General features: G+C 70.8%; 16 protein-coding genes. 7 read left to right on the top strand and 9 right to left on the bottom strand.

All coding sequences use genetic code 11. The features are described from left to right. Nucleotides 1–95 precede the first annotated feature (95 nt). Complete coding sequence (locus ACI2K4_RS27995) at nt 96–1,490, bottom strand: cation:dicarboxylate symporter family transporter (protein ID WP_404515599.1); 1,395 nt, start codon at nt 1,488–1,490, stop codon at nt 96–98. 139 nt (nt 1,491–1,629) lie between these two features. Here ACI2K4_RS27995 and ACI2K4_RS27990 point away from each other — a divergent pair, with 139 nt between their 5' ends. Then, nucleotides 1,630–3,237 (top strand): ATP-binding protein, encoded by a 1,608-nt coding sequence (locus ACI2K4_RS27990; RefSeq protein WP_404515597.1) that lies wholly within the window; start codon nt 1,630–1,632, stop codon nt 3,235–3,237. Next, nucleotides 3,234–3,917, top strand: coding sequence for a response regulator (locus ACI2K4_RS27985; protein WP_404515595.1), 684 nt, complete (start codon nt 3,234–3,236; stop codon nt 3,915–3,917). Before ACI2K4_RS27990 ends, ACI2K4_RS27985 begins: the two co-directional genes overlap by 4 nt. Nucleotides 3,918–3,948: 31 nt before the next feature. Here the strand turns inward: ACI2K4_RS27985 and ACI2K4_RS27980 are convergent, their stop codons facing one another. Beyond that, nucleotides 3,949–4,299, bottom strand: a complete 351-nt coding sequence (locus tag ACI2K4_RS27980) for a hypothetical protein (protein ID WP_404515594.1) — start codon at nt 4,297–4,299, stop codon at nt 3,949–3,951. 305 nt (nt 4,300–4,604) lie between these two features. On the opposite strand from ACI2K4_RS27980, the gene ACI2K4_RS27975 reads away from it, so the two are divergent. From ACI2K4_RS27975 to ACI2K4_RS27955, 5 genes are all read left to right on the top strand, one after another. Continuing rightward, nucleotides 4,605–5,429: an RNA methyltransferase gene (locus ACI2K4_RS27975; protein WP_404515593.1), complete on the top strand. Its 825-nt coding sequence runs from the start codon at nt 4,605–4,607 to the stop codon at nt 5,427–5,429. Between the two features lie 170 nt (nt 5,430–5,599). Then, nucleotides 5,600–7,972 carry a glycosyl hydrolase family 95 catalytic domain-containing protein gene (locus ACI2K4_RS27970; protein ID WP_404515592.1) on the top strand — a complete coding sequence of 791 codons (2,373 nt, stop codon included), beginning with the start codon at nt 5,600–5,602 and terminating at the stop codon, nt 7,970–7,972. Between the two features lie 213 nt (nt 7,973–8,185). Beyond that, on the top strand, nt 8,186–10,078 hold the full coding sequence (locus ACI2K4_RS27965; protein ID WP_404515591.1) for a LamG-like jellyroll fold domain-containing protein: 1,893 nt from the start codon (nt 8,186–8,188) through the stop codon (nt 10,076–10,078). Between the two features lie 157 nt (nt 10,079–10,235). Then, nucleotides 10,236–11,432, top strand: coding sequence for a low temperature requirement protein A (locus tag ACI2K4_RS27960; protein ID WP_404515590.1), 1,197 nt, complete (start codon nt 10,236–10,238; stop codon nt 11,430–11,432). A gap of 1,027 nt (nt 11,433–12,459) precedes the next feature. Continuing rightward, nucleotides 12,460–12,606 carry a hypothetical protein gene (locus tag ACI2K4_RS27955; RefSeq protein WP_404515589.1) on the top strand — a complete coding sequence of 49 codons (147 nt, stop codon included), beginning with the start codon at nt 12,460–12,462 and terminating at the stop codon, nt 12,604–12,606. An 84-nt stretch (nt 12,607–12,690) separates the two neighbouring features. Here ACI2K4_RS27955 and ACI2K4_RS27950 read toward each other — a convergent pair whose 3' ends face one another. The 7 genes from ACI2K4_RS27950 to pgsA form a co-directional block, all read right to left on the bottom strand. Next, entirely contained in the window at nt 12,691–13,440 is a 750-nt protein-coding gene (locus ACI2K4_RS27950) for a YebC/PmpR family DNA-binding transcriptional regulator (RefSeq protein WP_404515588.1), read from the bottom strand. 240 nt (nt 13,441–13,680) lie between these two features. After that, a complete protein-coding gene (gene pdxT, locus ACI2K4_RS27945; RefSeq protein ID WP_404515586.1) occupies nt 13,681–14,286 on the bottom strand; it encodes a pyridoxal 5'-phosphate synthase glutaminase subunit PdxT in 606 nt (201 codons plus the stop codon). Nucleotides 14,287–14,311: 25 nt separating this feature from the next. Beyond that, nucleotides 14,312–15,229 (bottom strand): pyridoxal 5'-phosphate synthase lyase subunit PdxS, encoded by a 918-nt coding sequence (pdxS, locus tag ACI2K4_RS27940; RefSeq protein ID WP_404515585.1) that lies wholly within the window; start codon nt 15,227–15,229, stop codon nt 14,312–14,314. A 212-nt stretch (nt 15,230–15,441) separates the two neighbouring features. Further along, the gene (locus ACI2K4_RS27935; protein WP_404515584.1) at nt 15,442–16,008 is read right to left on the bottom strand and encodes a hypothetical protein; all 567 of its coding nucleotides are present in this window, start codon (nt 16,006–16,008) and stop codon (nt 15,442–15,444) included. 82 nt (nt 16,009–16,090) lie between these two features. Next, nucleotides 16,091–17,251, bottom strand: coding sequence for a glycosyltransferase family 4 protein (locus ACI2K4_RS27930; RefSeq protein WP_404515583.1), 1,161 nt, complete (start codon nt 17,249–17,251; stop codon nt 16,091–16,093). A gap of 13 nt (nt 17,252–17,264) precedes the next feature. Beyond that, nucleotides 17,265–18,197, bottom strand: a complete 933-nt coding sequence (locus tag ACI2K4_RS27925) for a phosphatidylinositol mannoside acyltransferase (protein ID WP_404515582.1) — start codon at nt 18,195–18,197, stop codon at nt 17,265–17,267. A 97-nt stretch (nt 18,198–18,294) separates the two neighbouring features. Continuing rightward, nucleotides 18,295–18,924 (bottom strand): phosphatidylinositol phosphate synthase, encoded by a 630-nt coding sequence (pgsA, locus tag ACI2K4_RS27920; protein WP_404515687.1) that lies wholly within the window; start codon nt 18,922–18,924, stop codon nt 18,295–18,297. Nucleotides 18,925–18,927 lie beyond the last annotated feature (3 nt).

The raw sequence follows: 18,927 nt of genomic DNA, 5'->3' as shown, positions 1-18,927 counted from the left end.
CCGGGTGGGCGGTCCGAAGACCGGTGAGCGACCCGAAGGCCGGGTAAGCGGTCCGAAGGCCGGTGAGCGACCCGAAGGCCGGTCAAGCCGTACGGTCAGGCTCGGTTGCCCGCCGTCGAGGCGAGGCGGTCGGAGTCGGCGTCCTGGGCCGCCGACTCGTCGGACTCGTCGAGGTCGTCCGCCGGTCCGTGCTCGTCGACCATGGTCGCCTCGTCGAACGGACGCTCGCCGGCCAGCACCGCCCGCGCCTGGTCCCGGTCGAACTCGCCGGTCCAGGTGCCGATCAGTACGGTCGCCACCGCGTTGCCGGCGAAGTTGGTCAGCGCACGGGCCTCGGACATGAAACGGTCGATGCCGACGATCAGGCCGACGCCGTCGACCAGGTCGGGACGGTGGCTCTGCAAGCCACCGGCGAGGGTGGCCAGCCCGGCGCCGGTGATACCGGCCGCCCCCTTGGACGCGATGATCATGAAGACCAGCAGGGAGATCTGCTCGCCGACGGCGAGCGGCTTGCCCAGCGCCTCGGCCACGAAGAGCGAGGCCATGGTCAGGTAGATCGCGGTGCCGTCGAGGTTGAACGAGTAACCGGTCGGGACGGTGATGCCGACCACCGGCTTGCTCACCCCGAAGTGCTCCATCTTGGCGATCAGCCGGGGCAGCGCCGACTCGGAGGATGAGGTGGAGAGGATCAGCAGGAACTCCCGGCCCAGGTAACGCAGCAGGGAGAAGATCGAGATGCGGGCGACCAGGCGGAGCAGCAGGCCCAGGATGACGATCACGAAGATGACGCAGGTGGCGTAGAAGCCGATCATGATCTGGGCCAGGCTCTTGAGCGCGTCCACGCCGGTCGCGCCGACCACCGCGGCGATCGCGCCGAACGCGCCGATCGGCGCCAGCCACATGATCATGGTCAGGATCTTGAAGATCAGCCGCTGGATCGTGCCGATCGCGCGCAGCACCGGCTCGCCCCGGCGGCCCATGCTCTGCACGGCGAAACCGACCAGGAGCGCGACCAGCAGGGTCTGCAGCACCTCACCCTCGGTCAGCGCGGAGAGCAGCGAGGTCGGGATGATGCCGAGCAGGAAGTCGACCGTACCCTCGCTCTCGCCGCTGACCTGGGCCTGCCCGGCGGCGGCCTGGGCCGCGCCGAGGTGCAGGCCGGAGCCGGGGTGCACGATGTTGCCGACGACCAGGCCGATGGCGAGCGCGACGGTCGACATGACCAGGAAGTAGCCGAGCGCGAGCCCGCCGACCTTGCCGACCTTGGCGGCCTGCCGGACCGAGCCGACGCCGAGCACGATGGTGCAGAAGATGATCGGGCTGATCATCATCTTGATCAACGCGACGAAGCCGGTGCCGATCGGCTTCAGCTCCTTGGCCACCTCGGGGGCGGCGAAGCCGAGGACGATGCCGGCGACGACGGCGACGATGACGGCGAGGTAGAGGAAATGGGTACGGTCCCGTCGTGGCCGGGCGGTAGGGGTGTCCATGCCGAGACAGTGGCCTGGATCTCACCTGAGCACAGCCTTGCGTTCATTGTGTTCACCGGCCCGACGCGAAGTCGAAACAAGGGGCTGATCCACGGCGTCAACGAGCGGATCAGCCCGGGTACAGGGAACACTGGAGCGCATGTCCAGACGACGGTGGAGCATCGCGGGCCAGCTCTTCGCCCTGCAGGTCCTGGTCGTCACCCTGCTCGTGGTGGCCGGGATGACCGGCGCGGTGCTGCTCGCGCGCGCCGACGTACGCACCGCCGCGCAGGAGGAGGTGCTCGCGGTGGCCGAGGCGGTCGCCCGCTCCCCCGACGTGGCGACCGCGCTCCGCTCCGCCGACCCGGCCGCCGCCCTCCAGCCGTACGCGGAATCCACCCGCCGGGCCACCGGCACCAACTTCATCGTGGTGATGGCACCGGACCGGACCCGCTACTCACACCCCAACCCGGCACTGATCGGCCAACCGTTTGTCGGCGAGATCGAACCGGCGCTCGCCGGACGGGCGTTCACCACGATCAACATCGGCACGCTGGGCGAGTCGGTCCGGGCGGTGGTGCCGGTACGCGGCGAGGGCGGCGCCGTGATCGGGCTGGTCTCGGTCGGCATCACCACCGAGGCGATCAACCAGAAGCTGCTCGCCCAGGCGCCCGCGCTGCTCGGCGCCACGCTCGCCGCCCTGACCCTGGCCGGTGCCGGGTCCTGGCTGCTCAGCCGCCGCCTGCGCCGCCAGACCCACGGCCTCGGACCGGCCCAGATGACCCGGATGTACGAGTACTACGACGCGGTCCTGCACTCGGTCCGGGAAGGGCTGGTCGTGCTCACCCCGGACCGACGGGTGGCACTGGTCAACGACGAGGCGCGGCGCCTGCTCGGGCTGACCGGGGTCGACCCGGTCCAGGACCGCCCGGTCGTCGAGTTGGGCTTCCCGCCGGCCATCGCCGACCTGATCCTCTCCGGGCGCCCCGCCCACGACGAGCCGATGCTCGCCGGTGACCGGGTGCTGGTCGCCAACCAGCGGCCCACCACCTTCGGCGGCCGGTCGGTCGGCACCGTACTCACTCTGCGCGACCACACCGAACTGCGCACCCTGGCCAGTGAACTCGACTCGGTACGCGGGCTCAGCGAGGCGCTACAGGCGCAGGCGCACGAGTCGGCGAACCGGCTGCACACCGTACTGACCCTGGTCGAACTGGGGCGTACGGACGAGGCGGTGCAGCTCGCCACCGCCGAGCTGACCCTCGCCCAGCAGCTCACCGACCGGGTGGTCGGCGCGGTCACCGAACCGGCGCTGGCCGCCCTGCTGCTCGGCAAGTCCGCCCAGGCCGGCGAGCGGGGCATCGACCTCGTGGTCGACCCCGACTCCCGGCTCGACGGGCATCCGCTGCCCATCGGTGACCTGCTCACCGTCGTCGGCAACCTGGTCGACAACGCGTTGGAGGCGGTCGGCGGCACCGAGCCGCCGCGCCAGGTCCGGGTCTTCGTCGGCGCGACCGAACGGGAGGTCACCGTCCGGGTCACCGACAGCGGGCCCGGCCTGGATCCGGCCCAGGTGACCGACGCGTTCCGGCGCGGCTGGTCGACCAAGAGCGCCGGCCGGGGCCTCGGCCTGGCCCTGGTCGGTCAGGTGGTCTCACGTTACGACGGCAAGGTCGACGTGACCCGTCCCGCCGCAGGTGGCACGCTGTTCAGCGTCCGGCTGCCGATCCCGGCCCGGCTACCTGTCCCCCGGGAGTCCACGACGTGACCACCATCCGGGTGCTGGTCGTGGAGGACGAGCCCCTGCTCGCCGACGCGCACCGCGCCTACACCGAACGGGTGCCCGGCTTCGGTGTGATCGGGGTCGTGCACACCGCCCGGGACGCGATGGCGGCGCTGCGCGCCGACGGCGGGGAGGGTGTTGATCTCGTACTGCTCGACTTCCGCCTGCCGGACCTGCACGGCCTCGACGTCTGCCGGGCGATGCGGGCCGCCGGCAGCACCACCGACGTGCTCGCGGTGACCTCGGCCCGGGACCTGACCATGGTCCGGGCCGCGGTCGCCCTCGGGGTGACCCACTACCTGCTGAAGCCGTTCACCTTCGCCGCGTTCCGCGACAAGCTGGAGCGGTACGCGGAATACCGGCGGCAGGCGCTCGCCGACGGCGTGGTGGCGGCCCAGCACGAGGTGGACCGGATGTTCGCCACCCTGCGCGGCTCCGACGCCGACACCCTGCCGAAGGGGCTCGGTACGGAGACCCTGGACATGGTGCTCGCTGCGCTTCGGGCCGAGCCGGGGCTCTCCGCCACCGAGGTGTCGACCCGGACCGGCACCTCCCGGGTCACCGCCCGCCGCTACCTCGAACACCTGGCCGCGACCGGCCGGGTGAGCCGCAGTCCCCGCTACGGCGCTCCCGGCCGACCCGAGGTCGAATACCGTCCGATCTGACGGTCGACCGATATCGTTCGTTTCGCTGTTGTCAGCAGTTGACGGTGTGCGTGTACCGGTTACTGCGAACACCCACCGTCCAGGTCTCGTATCCGTTGAACGTGGCGTATCCGCGTCCCTTGATCGAAAAACACTTGCTGTCCGAGCCGAGATCCACCATGGCCTTCTTCTTCACGGTGCTGGTGCCACAGTTGTAGTAGCTCCAGTACCACCGGCGCTGTTGGTTCGCCCCGGCGCCGGTGAGCGCCCGCCAGGCCGTGTACTCCACGGTCACCCCGCACGGGTCGGGCGCGGCGAGGGCCGGGCTCGGCGCCACCAGCACGCTCGCCACGAGCATCCCGCCCAACAGCAGACCGAGCGACTTTCGATTCGACCGCAACACGCAATCTCCCCATTAATTCGACAGGTCCAGCAATCATCGCCGTACCTCCCCCGACAATGGCGGAGGTACGGGGAGGCGGATTCCCGACCGCTTCTGCCGCAGATACTCGCAGCCATCCATTGTGGTCAGAGCGGATCGTCGCGTCTCCTGAGGAAATCTTGAGGTTCGCGTACCCCGGGTCCTCGAATTCGAATGGGTGCCGGAAAATCAAGATCGGAATTGTCGGGTCGACCTCCGTCCGAGGCGTGCGGGGTCGGCGGTATGGTCGGTCCCTTGACGCCTGACCAGGAGGGTTGATCCGCGACGTGGCGAAGACCTTGAGGATCACCACCCGGAACGCGAGCTTCCAGCAGTGGCAGGCGTTGCTGACCAACCGCACCAAGCGCCAGCGGGCGGGTGAGTTCCTGGTCCAGGGGGTACGGCCGATCAGCCTCGCGGTGGAGCACGGCTGGACCGTGCGCGCGCTGCTCCACCCGTACGGGCAGGGGTTGTCCCGGTGGGCGCGGGACCTGCTCGACCAGGCCGGCGGCACCCGGGTCGCGATGGCCCCCGAGCTGATGGCCGAACTCGGCGGCAAGGACGAGGAGTCGCCGGAGCTGATCGCGGTGGTGGAGCTGCCCTCGGATCGGCTCGACCGGCTGCCCGAGGGGCCGGACGCCCTGGTGGTGGTCTTCGACCGACCCACCACGCCGGGCAACATCGGCACCCTGGTCCGTTCGGCGGACGCGTTCGGCGCCGCCGGGGTGATCATCACCGGGCACGCGGCCGACCCGTACGACCCGAAGGCGGTCCGGGCCAGCACCGGTTCCCTCTTCGCCATCCCGGTGGTACGCGCGGCCAGCCACCGGGAGGTGGTCGACTGGGTGGCCGGGTTGCGCGAGCGGGACGTACCGGTGGAGATCGTCGGCACCGACGAGCACGGCGACCTGGACGTGGCCGACTACGACCTCACCGGCCCGAGGCTGGTGCTGGTCGGCAACGAGACCCATGGGCTGAGTTCCGCCTGGCGGGAGGTGGCCGACCGGACCGTACGCATCCCGATCACCGGCGCCGCCAGTTCCCTCAACGCGGCCACCGCCGGCACCGTCGTGCTCTACGAGGCCGCCCGGCAACGCGCACGCGCCAAATAGATCGGATCACCTCGAATCGGGCCGGTGGTACCGACGCCCGATCTGTTGACATGCCCGAAACATCCGCCGTATGTTGCGAAACATCGGATCTATTGAGGACTTCGAGACCCGACACGATCGGTGATGATCCTCCACTTCGCCCAGAGGTCCGATCATTGAAGGGAGAGGCAGTGCTCGAATCTTCCCGCCGTGGCTTTCTCGGCCTCACCGGCGCCGCCGCGGCCGGTCTCGCGCTCAGCGGTGCCCGGCCGTTCACCGCGCACGCCGCACCGGCCCGCCCCGCCGACGCCGCGCTGGTCCCCGACGCCAAGGCGACCACGCTCTGGTACCGGACCCCGGCCAAGGAGGACCAGATCATCCGGGAGGGTCTGCCGATCGGGAACGGCCGCCTCGGTGCGCTGGTCAGTGGCAATCCCGTCGACGACGCGCTCTACCTGACCGACGGCTCGTTCTGGAGCGGTGGCCGCAACGACACGCTGACCAGCGACGGCCAGTTGGGGTACGACGCCTCCGGGTTCGGCAGCTTCGGCGTACTCGCCCAGGTGCACGTCACGCTGACCGGGCACGGCCCGGAGAAGTACACGGACTACCGGCGGCAGCTCGACCTCAGCAACGGGATCGTCTCGGCCGGCTACCGGATCGGCAAGGCGCAGTACCGCCGCGAGGTCTACGCCAGCCATCCGGACGACGTGGTCGTCCTCCGGCTCACCCAGTCCGGCGGCGGCAGCCACACCGGCGCGGTCTCCCTCGTCGGCACCCACGGCGAGACCACCACGGCGACCGGGGAGCGGGCCAGCTTCGCCGGGTCGCTCGCCAACGGCCTGCGGTACGCGGCGGCGGTCACCGTACTCGGCAGTGGCGGCCGGGTCCGCGCCGACGGCGCCAAGGTCATCTTCGAGGGGTGCCGGGAGGTGCTGATCGTGATCTGCGCCGGCACCGACTACTCCCCCGACGCGGCAAAGGACTTCCGCGACCCGTCGACCGACCCGCTGGCTCTCGCCCGTACCAAGGTCGCCGAGGCCGCCGGGGTCAGCGCGACCAAGCTCCTGGCCACCCACGTCGCCGACTACCGGCGGCTGTACGACCGGATGACGATCGACCTCGGCCCGTCGTCGTCGGTGCAGCGCGCGCTCGACTCGTGGTCCCGCCTTGCCGTGCGGTACACCGACCCCACCACGGTGGACCCCGAGCTGGAGGCCACCTATCTCCAGTTCGGCCGCTACCTGACCATCACCGGTTCGCGTGACGGACTGCCGATGAACCTCCAGGGGCTGTGGATCCACAACAACAACCCCGACTGGTACGCCGACTACCACACCGACATCAACATCCAGATGAACTACTGGCTCGCCGACCCGGCGGGGCTCGGCGAGTGCGCGGACGCGTTGGCCGACTACTGCGTCTCCCAGCTCCCGGTCTGGACCGACGTCACCCGACGGCTGTACAACGACCCGAAGAACCGCTTCCGCAACAGCAGCGGGAAGCTGGCCGGCTGGGCGGTGGCGTTCTCCACCAACATCCACGGCGGCAGCGGCTGGGCGTGGCACCCCTCCGGCAACGCCTGGCTGTGCAACTCGCTGTGGCGGCACTACGAGTACAGCCAGGACCGCGCGTACCTGGAGAAGATCTACCCGGTGCTCAGGGGCGCGGCGGAGTTCTGGCAGGCCCGGCTGATCCCCACGACCGTGACCGACCCGGACGGCACCTCCCGGGACGTGCTCGTCGACGACAACGCCTGGTCACCCGAGCACGGCCCGGACGCCAAGGGCATCACGTACGCGCAGGAGCTGGCCTGGGACCTGTTCCAGCAGATCAAAGTCGCGAGCGAGCGGCTCGGCCGGGACGCCGAGTTCGCGGCCGAGCTCAAGGAGCTACAGGGTCGGCTCTACCTGCCCCGGGTCAGCCCGAAGACCGGCTGGCTGGAGGAGTGGATGAGCCCGGAGAATCTCGGTGAGACCACGCACCGACACCTCTCCCCGTTGATCGGGTTCTACCCCGCCGACCGGATCGCCTTCGACACCAGCCCGAAGGAACTGCTCGACGGCGTACGCAATCTGCTCCTTGCGCGCGGCATGGACAGCTTCGGCTGGGCCTGCGCGTGGCGCTCGTTGTGCTGGGCCCGACTCAAGGACGCCGAGCGGGCGTACCAGCTCTACCTGACCGTGATGCGCCCGTCGATGAACAACGGCAACGGCACCTCGGCGAACTTTTTCGACATGTACAGCCAGGGCAGCTACACGATCTTCCAGATCGACGCGAACCTCGGCGGCGCCACCGCGGCCCTGGAGATGCTGCTCTACTCCCGCCCCGGCGTGATCGAGCTGCTGCCGGCGCTGCCCCGCGCCTGGGCCGCGCAGGGTTCGGTCACCGGTGTCGGAGCCCGGGGCGGCTTCGAGGTCGATCTCACCTGGCGCGACGGAAAGGTCTCGCGGGCCACGGTCCGCAGCGTCGGCGGCACCAGCACCGAGGTACGCGCCGGCACCTGGACCCGCCAAGTAACCCTCCGGCCAGGCGAAGAACTGACCCTGACCCCAGCCCACTGACCCCTTCGCCAAGCACGGCTGACGATCCACGCGCTCCGATCTGTCCAACGGGACTCGGCCAGGACAGCCTGGAGCGCGTGGATCACGGTCCCCCCGCAGCCGCGATCCTTCACTCCGCGTTCGGCTGGCGTTGCCCAGGCTGGTGATCACCGTTCGAGGCCGTCGCTCCTAATGTGCCGGATCCCTTTCCGTGCAGATCAGGAGCCCCAGACAATGCAGCAACCCGTCGACAACACGCTCCCGCCGGTGGCGGGCGCGGCGAACCGCCGTACCTTCCTGCGCGGTGCCGGGCTGGTTGGTGCCGGCGCGGCGGCGGCCGGGGTGCTCGGCACCGGCGCGCAGTCCGCCTCCGCCGCCGAGGCGACCGGCGCCGGCAACGGCAAGATCGACCCGGAGAGCCCGCGCTTCACCATCGCCGTCATCCCGGACACGCAGTATCTCTTCGACGGCGACCGGGGCGACCCGGCCCCGCTGACCGCCTCGCTGCGCTACATCGTGGACCACCGCGAGGAGCAGAACATCGTCTTCGCCGCGCACCTGGGCGACGTGGTGGAGAACGCCGCCGCCGCCGAACTCGACGCCGCTGGCAAGGTCTTCGAGGTCTTCGACAAGCGCAAGATGCCGTACAGCGTGCTCGCCGGCAACCACGACATCGACTCGCGTACGGACGACCAGCGTGGGCCGAGCGCCTACCTGGACGTCTTCCCGCCGTCCCGGTTCGCCCCGCTGTCCACCTTCGGCGGGTCGACACCGGACGGCTACAACACCTACCACCTGGTACGCGCGGCCGGTCGGGAGTGGCTGATCTTCGCGCTGGACTGGCGGGCGTCGGCCGGCACGATCGCCTGGGCGAAGCAGGTCCTGGCCGCCCACCCGCGTACGCCGGCGATCCTCACCACCCACGAGGTCGCGTTCGCCGACGCGGCCGGCAAGGCGACGCTCTCCGGCTACGGCCAGTCGCTCTGGGACAACCTGATCTCCGACAGCGACCAGATCTTCCTGACCCTCAACGGCCACTACTGGCCGCCGGGGCGGACCGTGCTCACCAACGCCGCCGAGCACGACGTGCACGTGCACGTCACCGACTACCAGGACCGCTACTACGGCGGCAGCGCGATGATCCGGCTCTACCACTTCGACCTGGCCCGCAACACCGTCGACGTGGAGACCTTCTCGCCGTGGATCATCGGCAAGCAGGCCGACCGGCGAAACCCGCTGGAGCAGGGCGAGATCGAGCTGACCAGCGCGGTCGACCGGTTCAGCCTTGAGATCGACTTCCCGGCCCGGTTCGCCGGCTTCGCCCCGGTGCCGCCGATCGCCCCGCGCCCGGTCAAGGAGATGCTGGTCAAGGGGACCGTCGGCTACTGGCGTTTCGACCAGTCGAGCACCGACGGTGCGGCGGTCCCGGAGGGTTACCGGGTCGAGGACCTGTCCGGCAAGGGCAACCACCTGACCCGGGTCACCCTCGCCGGCAGCGACTCCACCGCGCTGCGCTGGTCGACCGAGCACCACCCGGCGCAGCCCACCCGGGGCAGCATGCGGTTCAACGGCGGCAAGAAGCCGGCCCGGGGCGCCTACCTGCGTACGGTCGACACCGCGCCGATCAACGACCTGACCTTCGCGGGCGGCTACACGATCGAGGCGTTCGTGAAGCTGCCCGAGGACGTACGGGCGGCCAACCACGCCTGGATGAGCGTGGTCAGCCGGTTCGGTGCGGGACGCGACGGCGGCAAGACCGGTGGCGACCCGTCGGAGCCGCTGGCGACGCTCTCACTCTCGGACGGGATGGCGTTGCAGTGGGCGGTCTTCCCGACCAACCAGAACGACATCTCCAGCAACTGGGGTCACGAGATGCGGGCCGGTGAGTGGTTCCACGTTGCGGTGGTCAACGACGGCCAGCACACCACGCTCTACGTCGACGGGGCGCCGCTGCTGCGCAACCCGAGCACCCCGGCGGTCGGCCTGGCCACCTCGGGCGAGTCGTGGCTGTTCGGCGCGTACCACTACGACCGGGTCGTGGAGCAGGGCTTCTACGGCTGGATCGGCGACGTACGGATCGTCGACCACGCCCTGCCGGTGGCCCGCTTCATGAACGCCACCGCCTGACGACCCGCGCCGAACGACCGCCGAACGACCGGCGGCCAACCGGCGGCGGGTAACCCACCACCGGCAGCGGCCCGGCACCGCCACCATCGGCGGTGCCGGGCCGCTCGCCCGTACCGAACCGGGTCCTTCCTGGTCACAGCGTCGGTACGCTGTCCCGGTGGGGCGCCAGCTCGCGGAGAAGTGGGTCACCTGGGAAGAACTCTTCTTCGACCTGGCCTTCGTCTTCGCGCTCACCCAGTTCTCCCACCTGCTGCACGAGGAACACAGCTGGGCCGGGCTCGGCAAGGTCCTGATCCTCTTCGTCATCGTCTACTGGCTCTGGGGCGGGGTCGTCCTCTACACCGACCAGCAGAACGTCGCCATGGCACCGGGCCGGCTGGTGATCCTCGCGCTCGGTTTCGACAGCTTGGTGCTCTCCATGACCATCCCCGAGGCGTACGGCGATCGGGGGCTCTCCTTCGTCTGCGCCGCCCTGTCCGGCCGGATCCTGCTCGGCCTGGTGACGCTGCGCAGTCGCCCGCTCTGGCGATCCTTCGTCCACGGCCCGCACGGGGTGGTCCTGGTGATCGCGCCGCTGCTGGTCACCGGTGCCCTGCTGGACGGAGCGCCCCGGATCGCGCTCTGGGCGGTCGCCGCCGCCATCGACGTGTTCAGCCCCTGGCTGGCTCGCGGCTCGGTGCGCAAGGTCCGGGTGGAACCCCGGCACTACACCCACCGCTACGGACTGCTGATCATGCTGGTGATCGGCGAGTCGGTGATCCGGCTCGGGGCGGTGGCCGTCCAGGAACCGCTGACGAACATCCGGCTGACCAGCCTGGCCGCCGCGTACGGCCTGGTCTGCGCGCTCTGGTGGGTGTACTTCGGCTACGGGGTGCGGACCTTCCGCTGGGCCCTGGAGCACGCCGAGGACCAGGCGAGCGTACGACGCGCCGTGCTGGTCTACGGGCACGTCCCGTTCAGCCTCGGGATCATCGCGGTCGCCGACGGTCTGGGCGACGTGGTGACGTCGCCCCTCGACTCGCTGGAGACCGGCGTCGCGGGCTTCCTCTTCGCGGGCAGCGCCCTCTTCCTGATCACCTGCGTCTACACCGACTGGCGGATCTACCGGAAGATCACTTGGCAGCGGCTCGGCGCGAGCGCCCTCTGCCTGGCCCTGCTGCCGCTGGCCGCAGTGGTGCCGGCACTGGTCGCGGTCGCGCTGCTGACCCTGGTGGTGGCCGGGCTCGGCGCGCTGGAGGAGTGGATCCGCCACCGCCGGCACGGTGGGCCGGGGTATGACCGCCCGGACCCCGGCCCGGCCGTGGATCGGGACGACGACCTGGACCTGGACCAGGGGCCGGTGTCGGGCGAGTGAGCGGCCGGGCGGCTCACCCGCCCGGCGCCGCCGAGGTGCGACAGCGGGGCGAAGCGCCGTGAACCGCCACGCCGGGCCGGTCGTTTCCGTAGCAAGAATGAACGGCCACTCGGAGCGAAGGGCGAAGAATGCCAGCGACCAGTTACGACGAGATCTGGAACAGAGTTGGACTACTCCAGCAGTATTACCGCCGGGCTGCGGGGCAGACGTCGCACCACGGGATTATCGCCAAAATGATGCGTGAGGACGGCTGCATGAGTCAGTTTCCTCGCGCGATAACCAATGACACTTTGATAGAGGTGTACATTCCCAAGCTAGAGCAGGCGGAGGCACTGGGGCTTGAGGAAGCGAAGCGACGGGCTACCGCCGGTCGGAGGGCTCAGCGCAAGGAAGCGCGCGTCAGCAACGCAGCCGCTCGCCAGCAGGCCCCCGCCGCGACTTCCTACACCTCGGTGGCTCCACTAGGACCTCCGCCCGTGCCCGCCGCCCCGGCTCGGAGACCCGCGCCCGTGCCCGCCGCCCCGACCTGGGGAACCGCGCCCGTGCCCGCCGCCCCGACCTGGGGAACCGCGCCCGCAACGCGTCCCGCACCGGTCGGCTTCGCACCACCCAGCGGCCCGGCGACTGCCCGACACTCGCCCCCGATAGGTCCATACCACCCCCCGGTCGCGCCAGCCCCCATCGCACCCGGCCCGGGACGTGCCCCCGCAACGCGTCCCGCACCGGCCGGCTGGCACTCGCCCCCCGTCACTCCGTATGTTCCTGGCGCAGCTCCCGGGGCAGGACCGGAACTTGCTACCGCCGCCGCCGTGACATCGCCGTTTGGACACCCGCCGGCTGCGCGTCCCGATCCTTCCGACCCCGAAAGGATCGGCGAGCGTCCCTCCGCGTTCTCTCACCCACAGCAGAGAGACTCGTCATCGTCGCAGCCGGTTCGACATCGTTAAATGCCGTACCGCAGATCGTAAATCTTGCACGTCACGGGTTTCAGCGGCGAAGAATTCACCGGAACCGGGATATCCAGCAAATGATGGACGTGCTGCGCCGAATCTCGTTTCTGCCGGCGCAGCACGTCGGAAAGACCAGCAACGACGCGATCCCGTACGCGGTCCGGATTGGTTACTCCCGGCGGAGGTTGCCGGGCGACTTTCCGCCCTGGCCGACCGCGAACTGATTGGCGCCCCGTCGGAAGCACCGGGTGCCCGTGGGGGCCGCCAGGTCGGACCGCACCGGCCCGACCTGGCACGGGGGCGCCGAACTAGTCGACGGCCGCCATGACCTCGTCGGAGACGTCGAAGTTGCCGTAGACGTTCTGCACGTCGTCGGAGTCCTCCAGCGCGTCGATCAGCTTGAAGATCTTCCGCGCGCCCTCCTCGTCGAGCGGCACGGTGACGCTCGGGACCAGCGAGGACTCGGCTGACTCGTACTCCATGCCGGCCTCCTGGAGGGCGGTGCGGACCGCGATCAGGTCGGTCGGCTCGGAGATCACCTCGAACGCCTCGCCGAGGTCGTTGACCTCCTCGGCGCCGGCGTCGAGGACCGCGAGCAGCACGTCGTCCTCGGTCAGGCCCGCCTTCGGCACGATCACCACGCCCTTGCGGGTGAACATGTACGACACCGAGCCGGCGTCGGCCAGCGACCCGCCGTTGCGGGTGAGCGCGGTACGCACCTCGGTCGCGGCCCGGTTCCGGTTGTCGGTGAGGCACTCGATCAGCAACGCGACACCGTTGGGGCCGTAGCCCTCGTACATCACCGTCTGCCAGTCGGCGCCGCCGGCCTCCAGGCCGGAGCCACGCTTGACCGCGCGGTCGATGTTGTCGTTCGGGACCGAACTCTTCTTCGCCTTCTGGATGGCGTCGTAGAGGGTGGGGTTACCGGTCGGGTCACCGCCGCCGGTCCGCGCCGCGACCTCGACGTTCTTGATCAGCTTGGCGAACATCTTGCCGCGCTTGGCGTCGATGACCGCCTTCTTGTGCTTGGTCGTCGCCCACTTTGAGTGGCCGGACATCTGTTACCTCCGTCGCTAACCCACGCGTCAACAGTCGACTGCCCGCTCGTCCTGCCGGCGCTTTCGCCGATGTCGCGACAATCAGACCGGGTGAAGATCCGCCGTCGGCACAGGGGGCGGAAGGCGATCCACGCGCTCTGCCCCGGCCGAACCCGGCAATCCTACCGGCGCGGACCGGTCGGCCGTCACACCCCGCCAGGCAGTGGCGTTCCACCCGCCCCGGCGCGCACCCGGGCCGGCTCAGGTGGTGGCTTCCCGGACCAGGTCGACGAAGTACTGGTGCACCCGCAGATCACCGGTCAGCTCCGGGTGGAACGCGGTGGCGAGCAGGTTGCCCTGCCGTACCGCCACGATCCGGCCCGCCGCCGGCCCCTCGGTGACCCGCCCCAGCACCCGCACCCCGTCGCCGACCCGTTCCACCCACGGGGCGCGGATGAAGACGGCGTCGAACCGGGGACCGGGCACCCCGGCGATCTCCACCGGGGCCTCGAACGAGTCGACCTGCCGACCGAACGCGTTGCGCCGGACGGTCATCTCGATGCCGTCGAAACCGCGCTGGTCGGGTCGGCCGTCGAGCACCTCGGTGGCAAGCATGATCATGCCGGCGCAGGAGCCGTAGACCGGCATGCCGTCGGCGATCCGCTTGCGGATCGGGTCGTACAGCTCGAACTCGCCGACCAACTTGCTCATGGTGGTGGACTCGCCGCCCGGGATGACCAGGGCGTCGACGTCGTCCAGTTCGGCGGGGCGGCGGACCGGCCGGGCGATCGCGTCGTCCGTGCTGGCCAGGGCGAGCAGGTGTTCGCGTACGTCACCCTGCAACGCGAGCACGCCGATGGTGGTCATCGGGCACCTCGTCCGGTTACCGGGTTCACCAGCCACGCTCGGCGAGGCGGTGCGGCACCGGGATGTCGTCGACGTTGATCCCGACCATCGCCTCGCCCAGCCCGCGCGAGACCTTGGCCAGCACGTCCGGGTCGTCGTGGAAGGTGGTCGCCTTGACGATCGCGGCGGCGCGCTGCTCCGGGTTGCCGGACTTGAAGATCCCCGAGCCGACGAACACACCCTCGGCGCCGAGCTGCATCATCATCGCGGCGTCGGCCGGGGTCGCGATGCCTCCGGCGGTGAAGAGTACGACCGGCAGCTTGCCGGTCTCGGCCACCTCGCGGACCAGCTCGTACGGCGCCTGGAGCTCCTTCGCCGCGACGTAGAGCTCGTCGGCGGGCAGCGAGGTGAGCCGGGCGATCTCACCCCGGATCTTGCGCATGTGGGTGGTCGCGTTCGAGACGTCGCCGGTTCCGGCCTCGCCCTTGGAGCGGATCATCGCCGCGCCCTCGGTGATCCGGCGCAGCGCCTCGCCCAGGTTGGTCGCGCCGCAGACGAACGGCACGGTGAACGCCCACTTGTCGATGTGGTTGGCGTAGTCCGCGGGGGTCAGCACCTCGGACTCGTCGACGTAGTCGACACCGAGCGCCTGGAGCACCTGGGCCTCGACGAAGTGGCCGATGCGCGCCTTCGCCATGACCGGGATGGAGACCGCGTTGATGATGCTGTCGATCATGTCCGGGTCGCTCATCCGGGAGACGCCGCCCTGGGCCCGGATGTCGGCCGGCACCCGCTCGAGCGCCATCACCGCGACCGCGCCGGCATCCTCGGCGATCTTCGCCTGCTCGGCGGTGACCACGTCCATGATCACGCCGCCCTTGAGCATCTCGGCCATCCCGCGCTTGACTCGGGCGCTGCCGACGACGGGGCTGGCGGACTCGGGCTGCTGGGCGGAATCGGACACGGCGTAGTCACTCCTCGGAGCTGGTCAGGGGGTAGGTTTCACGTTCCGCAATCGATGTTACGCGCGCCCGGCGGCTCCTCCGACAGCCAATCAACCCACCCGTGGCCTGCCCTGTGGTCAGCCTCACCCGGGTACGCCGACCGCCTCGGTCGGCGGCTGCCGGCGTCACCTCCCGGCCGCGCCGGCTGCCGGCCCGGTCAGCCCCGGCCCCGTCAGCTCCCGGCCGCGCCGGAGCGCCCCTCGTTGCCGGAGAGCGTGGTGATCCTGGGCGGGGCGGGAGCCTCGGCCTGCTCCGGTCGGGGGTGCAGGGTCGGGTCGTCCACGTCGAAGTAGGTCGGGCGCTCGTGCTTGCGGGCCATCCGGAACAGCCGTACGACCGGACGACGGCGGGCACCGAGCGCGTCGCGTACGAGATCGGTGTGCACCTGGCGGGCCAGGCCGAGCCGGCGGCTGGCCGCGACCACCGCCGAGGTCGCGGCGTCGTCCTCGGTCAGCGGGATGCTCCGGAGCTGGCGGGTCAGGTCGTTCTCGGCCGCCTCCCGCTCCTGGGGACCGGCGTCGAGCGCGATCCGGGCGGCGGCGTACAGCTCGACCGAGTAGCTCTCCTCCGCCAGTACGGCGGCGGCGGCGGCCCGCCGCAGCAGGTGCGCGTCGAGTGACCGGGCGGCCGAGGCCACCCGGACGTGCAGCCGGTCGACCCGGCCGGCCGTCCAGGACAGGTAGATCGTGACCAGGGCGATCACGACGATCCCGCCCACCACCCACCACATGTGCGGCATCGTAGTGCGGCTCCTCATCCCGTCCGGCCGGGGCGCCCCAGACGCCGCCGGCACTCCTTGCGGGCCAACCGCGGGACCCGGGTCAGCGCGGTCCGACCCACTCCTGGTCGATCACCCGACCGTCGGTGGCCTCGATCGCTGCTGCGTATACCTCCAGAACCCGCCGGGCAACCGTGGGCCAGTCGAATGACGCCACGACCTCCCGCGCGCAGGCCGACAGGTCCGCCCGGCGAGCCGGGTCGTCCAGCAGTTGGACGAGCGTACGACGCAGCGCGTCGGCGTCGCCGGTGGGGAAGAGCTGCCCGGCCCGGCCGCCGTCGAGCACCCGGCGGAACGCGTCGAGATCGCTGGCGACGATGGCGGCCCCGGCGGCCATCGCCTCGGTGAGGATCATCCCGAAGGACTCACCCCCCATGTTCGGTGCGACGTAGAGGTGGACACTGCGCAACATGCGCGCTTTGTCCGCTTCCGAGACCAGGCCGAGAAAGGTGATCCGGTCCCGCAACTCCGGCGGCACCCCCTCCGTCAACTCCTCCGGCTCCCCCGGGCCGGCGACCAGCAGGCGCAGGCCGGGGCGCTCGGCGGCGAGCGCGACAAACGCCTCCCGGAGCACGGCAAAACCCTTGCGCGGCTCGGTGAACCGGCCGAGAAAACCGATCGTGCCGCCGCTGCCCGGCCCGATCTGCCCCGGCCAGCCCGGCAGCGGCTCGGCGTCGGCGAACTTCGCCACCGCCACCCCGTTGGGGATCTCCACCGCACCGCCGTCGAGATGCTCCACCTGCACCTTGCGGGCCAGCGCGCTGACCGCGATCCGCGCGGTGATCCGCTCCATCACGATCTGCAACATGCCCTGGGCGGCGGCCAGCGCCCGGGACCTGGTCATCGCGGTGTGGAAGGTCGCCACCACCGGCCCGCGCGCGGAGAGGACGGCGAGCAGCGACAGGCTCAGCGCGAACGGCTCGTGCACGTGCAGTACGTCGAAGTCGCCCCGGGCCAGCCAGCGGCGTACCCGCGCGGTGGAGACCGGGCCGAAGGTGATCCGGGCCACCGACCCGTTGTACGGGAACGGCACCGAACGTCCCGCCGGCACCACGTACGACGGCAGCGGCGAGTCCTCGTCCGCCGGTGCCAGCACGCTCACCTCGTGTCCGAGACCGATCAGGGCCTCGGCCAGGTCCACGATGTGGTTCTGCACCCCGCCCGGAACGTCGAAGGAGTACGGGCACACGATGCCGATCCGCACTGCGCCCTCCCCCTCAGGCCGGCCCTGGGGCGGCTGGTGCCACTGGGTCCGTCGTGGTCCGATCCTCCTCGGCCAGCCACATCCGCTGCAACATGTGCCAGTCTTCCGGATGTCGGGCGATACCCGTCGCCAGTTGGTCGGCAACCCGCTGGGTCAACGTCCGGACCCGCTCGGTCAGCGTGCCGCTGGCCGGGTCCGGCACCTCCAGCGGGCCGATCAGCTCGGCGCGGGCGAGGTCCGATTCGTACCACATCGAGGCGACGTAGAGCGGCGCCCCGGTCCGGAGCGCGAGCAGCGCCGGCCCGGCCGGCATCCTGGTCCGGGCGCCGAAGAAACGCACCTCGATCCCCCGCCGGGTCAGGTCACGGTCGGCCAGCAGTGGCACCACGTGTCCCCGGGCCAACCGCTCGGCGAGTACGTCGAACGGCGGCGCCTCGCCACCGGTGAGCGGGATGATCTCCATGCCGAGCCGCTGCCGGAACTCCAGGAACCGGTGGTAGACCGCCTCCGGCTTGAGCCGCTCGGCCACCGTGGTGATCGGCCAGCCCTTCGCGGCCACCCAGGCCCCGGCCGCGTCCCAGTTGCCCCCGTGCGGCAGCGCGATCACCGCACCCCGACCCGCCGCCACCGCCCGGGCCAACTCCTCGGTGCCGATCAACTCGAACGTGGTCAGCCGCTGGGTGTGCGACAGCGACGGCAGCCGGAACATCTCCAGCCAGTAGCGCGCGTACGACCGCAGCCCGCGCCGGACGAGTTGGTCGAACTCGGCCTGCGGCAGCTCCGGGCCGACCACCTGGCGCAGGTTGGTGGCGAGCCGGCGCACCCCCGGTCCGCCCCGGCGGTACGCCCGGTCGGCGCCGAACCGGAACACGGCGGCGGCCAGCGACTTCGGCACCGCGCGGGTGATCCGCCAGCCGACCAGGTAGCCCAGCTCGACCAGGTTCACCCGACCACACCGTTCCCGGCGGCAGGACCACGAACCCCGGCTGCGGGGGCGGGGTCCGCTGGGGCCTGGCCCGGATCGGCCGGGTCGGCTGTGCCGCTCACCGGCCCACGCCCGGCTCGACCCGCTGGGCCTGACGGTAGACGTGGGTCATCCGCTGCCCCACCGTGAAGACGGAGACGGCGGCCAGCAGCCAGAGCGCGACGGTCAGCGCGTGCGGTACGCCGGCACCCTCCAGGATGCCGCCCACCCCGACGATGATCAGCCGCTCGGTGCGCTCGGCGATGCCGACGTTGGCGGTCATCCCGAGCCCCTCGGCGCGCGCCTTCACGTACGAGACCACGCCGCCGGCGACCAGGCAGACCAGCGCGCCGGCCACACCCCAACGGTCGCCCTGGGTGGCGAGCCAGTAGGCCACCGCCCCGAAGACCGCGCCGTCGGCGACCCGGTCCATGCTGGAGTCCAGGAAGGCGCCGAACTTGGTGGAGCCGCCCGACATCCGGGCCATCGTCCCGTCGAGCAGGTCGGTGAGCGCGAAAAAGGTGACGATCACGGCGCCGGTGACCAGCTCACCACGGGCGCCGAAGCCGAGCGCGCCGACCAGCACGCCGACGGTTCCGGTCACGGTTACCGCGTTGGGGGTCACCCCGCGGCGCAGCAGCGCGCGGGCGACCGGTTCGATGACGCGGGCCAGGCCCGCTCGGGCAGACACTTGGAAGATCTTCGCCATGGC

The organism is Micromonospora sp. NPDC050397, from assembly GCF_044901685.1.
Taxonomy (GTDB): Bacteria; Actinomycetota; Actinomycetes; order Mycobacteriales; family Micromonosporaceae; genus Micromonospora_G.
This window is presented reverse-complemented; position numbering and strand designations above follow the sequence as displayed.